This is a genomic window from Streptomyces sp. cf386 (assembly GCF_900103585.1).
Classification (GTDB): domain Bacteria; phylum Actinomycetota; class Actinomycetes; order Streptomycetales; family Streptomycetaceae; genus Streptomyces.
This window is the reverse complement of the sequence record NZ_FNHV01000043.1, coordinates 20745-27405: the sequence shown is the minus strand read 5'-3', so window position 1 is coordinate 27405 and position 6661 is coordinate 20745. Positions and strand designations below refer to the sequence as shown.

Below are 6661 nucleotides of genomic sequence, written 5' to 3'. Positions count from 1 at the left end.
TCATGCCTTCCCCACGCACGTGGGGGTCTGTCCGGGTCAGCCGCCGCGGTCAGCCTCGACCTTCAGCCTTCCCCACGCACGTGGGGGTCTGTCCCGCGGGTCGACCGCGGGCTTGGCGGCCTTCTTGCCTTCCCCACGCACGTGGGGGTCGATCCCGCGGCCGCAGGCGCGGCATCATCGCCCGCAGGTCTTCCCCACGCACGTGGGGGTCGATCCCAGATCAGGCCCGATGTCAGCGTGCTCGCCCTGTCTTCCCCACGCACGTGGGAGAGGAGGGTTTTCGGCCCACCGACCCACGTCTGGCGGCTCCGGACTGCCGCAGCAGTTTGCACGCGGCTTGGGCAATCATCTGTACCGGGTCCGCGACATCCCGGAAATCGAACCACTCGCCGCCCAGGGCTCGTGGGGCAAAGCGTTCGTGCAGGCGTTCCTCCAGCCAGCCACCGCCGGAGGAGGTCCACCGCACGACCAACTGTGAACCGGAGCCGGACTGTAGTGACTTACGCCGTGCAGCAACGTCCTTGGACACGCCGATCTTGACTGCCTTCGGATCTGTCTGCGAGGACACGGCATAAACCAAGCGGTCGTCCCGGTGCTCGTGGCTGGTGCGAGCATTGCGCTGCAGGAATGCGTCCCGGACCTGGTCGGAGAGTCCCTCTCCACGCTCGAACTCATCCTTCAGTTCCTCTGCGGCATCCTCTAGTACGCCGCGCACCTCGCCAGCACTCACCACTCCCCGGTCAATCAGCTCCAGCATTTCCATGACTGCCAGCACGTCTATCTCCGTGCGGGGTTCAAGCTCGTCGTGCGTGGTGTGGCCGTAGCGCCTGTGCGGCACGGTCACGGTCACGGTCAGCGAGACCTCGCACAGTCGGTGATCATTGAAGCTGAAGTCGACACTGAAACTTGCGCCGCGCATGGCGTGAGTCCTTCCAGATCAGCCGCTGCTCCCAACAGAGGCACGGCAGGTCCTCCCTTTGAAGACACTGCACTCCGGCGTGCGGACCGCGAGTATGGCAGCGAGGTCTGACAATAGACGGCACCCAGCGGCGGCACCGCTGATGCTCGTTGCCACGGGCCTGGCGGACGCAGGTTGGTGGTGCGATCACTCTTCCTGCATTCGACAGTTGGTAGCTGCAGTGCGGAACCGCTCCAGCGTCGGCGAAGGCGCTGGCATCATGCTGTCGATGAGCTGCAAGATACGCATGTCCGCGTCTGGCGTTCACCTGTTCGACCGCGTCTCTGGGGTGAACGTGCTGCTCGACGAGGTGTCTGTTCCCGCCGAGTTCGTCTCCCGTGCTCCGCGGTACCTGTCCGTCGCGCTGACGAACGCGTGCGAGCTCCACTGCGTCTACTGCTATGCGCCCAAGCATGCCGCTGCGCTCGACAGGGAGCGTGTGCTGGCGTGGGCGGCGGAGCTCGACGCCGGGGGCTGCCTCGGTGTCGGCTTCGGAGGCGGGGAGCCGACTGCATACCGGAGCTTTGCCCAACTGTGCGGGGGCATCGCCAAGTCCACGTCCATGGCTGTGACCTTCACGACGCACGGGCACCGGCTCACACCTGAACTTGTCGATTCCCTACGCGAGGCCGTGCACTTCGTGCGTCTGTCCGTCGACGGGGTCGGAGCCACCTACGAGCGGCTTCGCGTCCGCCCGTTCGAGGCCGTGGTCCGCGCTGCCGAGTTGCTCTCTTCCCTCGCCCCGTTCGGGATCAATGCGGTCATCAACGCCGACACAATCGGCGACTTGGACGGCCTCGTCGTCTTCGCCGAAGACGTCGGCGCGTGCGAACTGCTGCTTCTGCCGGAGCAGCCGACCGCCGCGACCTCCGGCATCAGCGACGCCGACGCGCAGTGCCTCGTGGAATGGGCCGCAACCACCAGGACCGGCGTTCGGCTCGCCATCTCCCGGACCGGTCTCGAAGCCGCCCTGCCTACCGCGGAAACCATTCCCGGCGAACTTCCCCTCGACGCGCACATGCATCTGGACGCGGCCGGAGTCCTGCGCCCCCATGCTTACTCATCCACGGGTGTACCGGTCGGTGCCTCCATCATGGAAGCCGTGCAGGTGCTGAGGGAGGCACGATGAAGATCTGGAACGGCTACGGTTCGGAGCATTCGATGGACCTGGTTTTGATCGGCCGGTTCCAGACAGTCACCGGCGCGCAGGCGGCGGCGGAGGGCATGGAGGCTCTGCGAGCCCTGGCCGAGGCCGCCTGGTCCGACGACGACTGGCGGAGTCATGACGAGCGCATGCCTCTCGAACTCGTTGACGAGCTGGTCAAGTTGAAGCTCTACGACCTGGGCCGGCCCGACGTTGACATCTACGCTCTCGATCACAGCATCACCCGTGAGGCGGAGACGGTCCGAGTCTGGACTGAGGAGTCAGACGTCCAAGGCTTTTTGAAGGTGCTCCTCCACTACGGCGCGAAGGTCGAGGTCTTCTCCCGCCACGCATGGAACGAGGACGGGAGCGAGCGGTCTGACGCGAGGAGTGGGAGCGACAGTGGATCTGACTGATCTGGCACGCCTACCCGGCGCCGCCGACCAGAACTTCGAAGCACTCACACGGGCCGTCGTCTCCCGCCGCTACGGGGCACTGGGCACGATGCGAGAGCGCCGCAACCAGCCCGGTGTCGAGTTCTACCTCCATGTCGACCATGCCGGCGGCCTGGGCGATCCGGGCCGGGTCTGGGGGTGGTCGTGCAAGTGGTTCATCCTGAGCAGCAGGAACGAGCTCAGCGCGGGCCAGCGCACGCAGATCGAGGACTCCCTAACCCTGGCGATCAAGCACGTCGCTGGATTGACCGACTTCGTGCTGTGCCTTCCGCAGCGGCCTGCGAAGGGCAACGAGGAGTGGATTGACGGACTCGCCCGGCAGGGCGTCAAGGTCAAGCTGTGGTCCACCGAGAACTTTGACGCAGAACTGGGCGGACACGACGAGCTTCGCTCCACCTTCTTCGGTGAGCTTGCCCTCACTCCTACGGCACTGACGCGAGCTCACGAGCAGTCTGTGGCACCGATTGCAGCCCGGTGGGCCCCACAGCTGCACACCGCGCACCACGTACAGCACCGCATCGAGCGGGCCTTGCTGCGCCCGGGCTCCTTCGAGTGGCTGCAGCGGCGCACTGACGACGTCACAGCCCGGCTCCAGGCACTGCGCGCAGGCCTCGGCGGCCTCGAGGACGCTGCCCGGGAAGATGGCGAGAAGATCGCCGACGATATCGCGGAGTTCGTCGACCACCTGCGCGCTGTCTTGGACGCAGTTCAGGGGCTTCGGCCCGGGGAAGTGCGCGAGCGCCTCGCCGACCAGCAGCCTCCGCGAACCTCTCCGCGAACACTGCGACGTCTCGTACTCAAATTCAGGCAGCGCCGCCTTCCCGAGACGCCGCTCGTCAACGGTCTCGCAGCGGAGATCCGCGGCACCGTTGAGTGGCTGACCGCGATGCAAGCAGACGCCGAAGCCCCGCTGCTCGCGGTGGTCGCCGCTGCCGGGCAGGGCAAAACGCACCTCGCCGCGCAGATCACCTCCCAGGCAGACCAGCTAACGGCAGGGGTGTTCATCCAGGGAGCAAGCCTGCACAGCGGCGACACTCTCGATGATCTCGCGCGACGGATCCCCGGGCTCAGAACCGACCGCTTCGAGGATCTACTGGAAGCGCTCAACTCGGCCGGAGCCCGCGCCGGCTGCCGGATTCCGCTGGTCATCGACGGACTCAACGAGGCCGAGCGGCCCCTACAGTGGCGCAACCTCATCGCCAGGCTGGCACCGGCCCTGGACCGCTATCCCTACGTCGCGGTGATCGTGACCCTCCGCGAGGTACTCGCCGACCAGTTCCTCCCGCAGGCCACCTTGTCCCTGAATCTGGAGTGGCAGAGTGCGGAAGTCGACGACATCGTGCGCGTCTACTTCGACCACTACCTGATCAACCCGGGCGACGCCTGGCTTCCGCTCGACACCTTCCACAACCCGCTGTTCGTCCGCATGTACTGCGAGGCCGCGAATCACGAGCGCCGGGAGCCGGTGGGAGCGGAGGCACTGCCTCAGTCCCTCATCGGCGTCTTCGAACGGTACCGCGAGGGTGTGACCGAGCGCCTCGCCCTGGACCCGGTCCGTGTGCCGGTGCCGGCCGACCAGATCGAGCGCCGCCTCGCCACTCTGGCAAGACACCTGTGGACGCACAGCGTCCGCCGGCTCTCGTTCGACGAGGCGCGAGGAATCCTTGACGCCGGCCAACCGAACTGGGACGAAAGCCTCTTCCGGCGCCTTGTCGAGGAAGGAGTGATCTTCCGCGAGGAGATCAGGGGTTCCGACGACACCGAGTGCGGATTCGTCTTCGACCGCCTCGCCGGATATTTGATCGCCGATGCGATCCTGGTGCGCATGCCATACGGCGACGTCAACGAGCAGCTTGCGCAGGCGGCTCTGTGGCAGTCCCTCCTGGGCGAACATGAGCACCCATTGGGCGAAGACGTTCTTATCGCCCTCATCTCACTGGTGCCGCGCCGCTTCACCGGACACCACCTGTGGCGCGTCGCCCCGGCTGAGCACCATGCCTTGGTGCTCGCACAAGAACTCTCCGCCGAGTCGCGCTTTCTCGACGATGAGACGGTCGATGCGCTCGCGTCCGCGCTCGTCACCGCGTCTCTCGGCACCAGGAGGGGCCGTCCCGCATTCAGCCGTCTGTGGGAAGTCCGCAGGTCCGCGCCGCACCGCTTGAACGCCGCCTTCCTCGACCGGGTGCTGCGGCAACTGCCCCTCGCCCAGCGTGACCTGCGCTGGAGCGAATGGGCCCGAAGCCGGGCTTCGAATCGGCTTACGGCAGACCTGGCACGAGCAGTCGACGGATGGGCCAACAGCAGCAGTCGATCCGAGAGCGACGACCTCAACGCCCTGGCCATTGCCTGGCTGCTGACCTCCACGGACACGAGCATGCGGGACCTGGCGACGAAAGCCCTCCAGCGTTATGGCCGGCCCGAGCCGCAGCGGTTGTTCGACCTCGCCGCCCGAATGCTCGACGTCGACGACCCCTATGTCGTCGAGCGCATCGTCGCCGCGGCGTTCGGTGCGGCCAGCTCCCACCAGCTGCCCGATCCCGGGGGGCCGCTGGAACAGGCGCTGAGGGGCTGGCTGGTGCACCTGCGCGACCATCTCCTGGACGGTGGGAGCACACCCACCTCGCATGAGCAACTGCGGGGCTACGTGAGAGCCACCCACGAATTCGCCGGCACCCTGCACCCCGCCGCAGTCCCGGACGGGGTCGATGCCTTCGCTCTGCGGTTCGCCGCCGCGGCGCCCATCGCGGTGATGGAGGACGGCGACCCCAACGCCGAGGAGTGCGATCGCACCTTCGGTATGGACTTCGAGAACTACATCATCGGGGGCGCCATCACCGGCAGGCGTAACTACGACTTCACACACCCCGGCTTCCGCAGAGCCCGCGCCGAAGTCAGAGCCCGGGTGTGGGAACTGGGCTGGCGCGAGCAGGAATTCGGCAGCATCGACCAGGACATCGCCGCGGACGCCGCTCCCTCCTACAGCACCCGCAGGAAGGTGGAGCGTTACGGCAAGAAGTACGGCTGGATCGCCTATCACGAAATGATCGGCCGTCTCGTGGACGCCGGCCAGTCACCGTCGCCGTTCGGGGGCACGGAACGCCTGATGCCCGACATCGACCCGACTTTCCCTGACAGGCCCCCGGTGGCGCCCATGCCCCTTCCTCTCTGGGCGCCCGCGGAGCCCACGGACAACCAAGGATGGCTCACGTCCGGGACAGTTACGGTGGCGCTCCAGCTGTGGTCGCCCGAGGAGGTGCATTCAGTGGAGGGCGGCTGGCTTCTGGCCGAGGGGTATCTGAACCACCGCCGTGACGGGCGGACGGTGTTCGGGTTCTTCCGCACCCTCCTGCTTGAGCCACAGGACACCAACCTCGCACATCAGCTCGCCAGCGAACGCCCGTATCCGGGCAACGACTTTTTTCCATCGCTGCCGACGGTCCGCGACGTACTGGCCGGGGAGATGCCGTGGAGTCACAGGTTCGAGCGGACCTTCGACGATGACCCGTATGCCGCCTCCTACCGCACACTGGGCTACGACGGACAGGATGACGGCATTAAGCCCGAGCAGGTCGCCGCGGACTTCTCCCCCGACAGCAATTCGGAGAACGGCCTCGGCAGGAGCTTTGACGTGCCCTCGTATGAGTTCGCCGCCCACTTCGGGCTGCGCCAACTGCCCGGCACCGTAGACCTCGTGGGCCTGGACGGCCGTCGCGCCTCGGCAGTGTTCCGTGTGGAAGAACCGTGGCGGGGTCATCTGCTCTTCCTACGCCGCGATCTCCTTGAAGCCTTCGCCGGTGATCGCCGGATCATGCAGGTGGCCTGGGGCGAGCGCGAAGTGAGCGCCACCGACTGGCACTCTGTTCCTGCCTGGATGGACGCAGTGCACCAAAGCTACGGGCACATTTGGCGCCGCATCCGTCTGCTCGATGCGGATCAGAACAACGCCAAGAAGTAACAGGCCACACGACAGGGAGCCCGTACCAGCAGGATGGCGCCTCCCATCAGCACGCCAGCTGACAGGACCGGAGATCTAGCCGCACCGGTTCAAATCGCAAAACAGCAGGTCAGAGGGCCATCCCCATGGCCTTCTCATTCCGACGCGCT

Annotated in this window: 4 protein-coding genes; 3 read left to right on the top strand and 1 reads right to left on the bottom strand. The window is 66.4% G+C overall.

The window, feature by feature from the left end; genetic code table 11:
* Positions 1–232: 232 nt before the first annotated feature.
* Entirely contained in the window at positions 233–919 is a 687-nt protein-coding gene (locus BLU79_RS46870) for a GIY-YIG nuclease family protein (protein ID WP_256333765.1), read from the bottom strand.
* A gap of 220 nt (positions 920–1139) precedes the next feature.
* Here BLU79_RS46870 and BLU79_RS46865 point away from each other — a divergent pair, with 220 nt between their 5' ends.
* From BLU79_RS46865 to BLU79_RS48555, 3 genes are read left to right on the top strand one after another with little or no spacing between them, the layout of a single operon-like run.
* Positions 1140–2087 carry a radical SAM protein gene (locus tag BLU79_RS46865; RefSeq protein ID WP_177001324.1) on the top strand — a complete coding sequence of 316 codons (948 nt, stop codon included), beginning with the start codon at positions 1140–1142 and terminating at the stop codon, positions 2085–2087.
* Entirely contained in the window at positions 2084–2518 is a 435-nt protein-coding gene (locus BLU79_RS46860; RefSeq protein ID WP_093910334.1) for a DUF6375 family protein, read from the top strand. The genes BLU79_RS46865 and BLU79_RS46860 overlap by 4 nt, the downstream gene beginning before the upstream one ends.
* Positions 2505–6512: an NACHT domain-containing protein gene (locus tag BLU79_RS48555; protein ID WP_093910335.1), complete on the top strand. Its 4008-nt coding sequence runs from the start codon at positions 2505–2507 to the stop codon at positions 6510–6512. The genes BLU79_RS46860 and BLU79_RS48555 overlap by 14 nt, the downstream gene beginning before the upstream one ends.
* Positions 6513–6661 lie beyond the last annotated feature (149 nt).

What these genes read in the sequence shown, in the direction of transcription:
- BLU79_RS46860 (WP_093910334.1), top strand. Translation starts at nt 2,084, where the DNA reads ATGAAGATCTGGAACGGCTACGGTTCGGAGCATTCGATGGACCTGGTT.
- BLU79_RS46870 (WP_256333765.1), bottom strand. Translation starts at nt 919, where the DNA reads ATGCGCGGCGCAAGTTTCAGTGTCGACTTCAGCTTCAATGATCACCGA.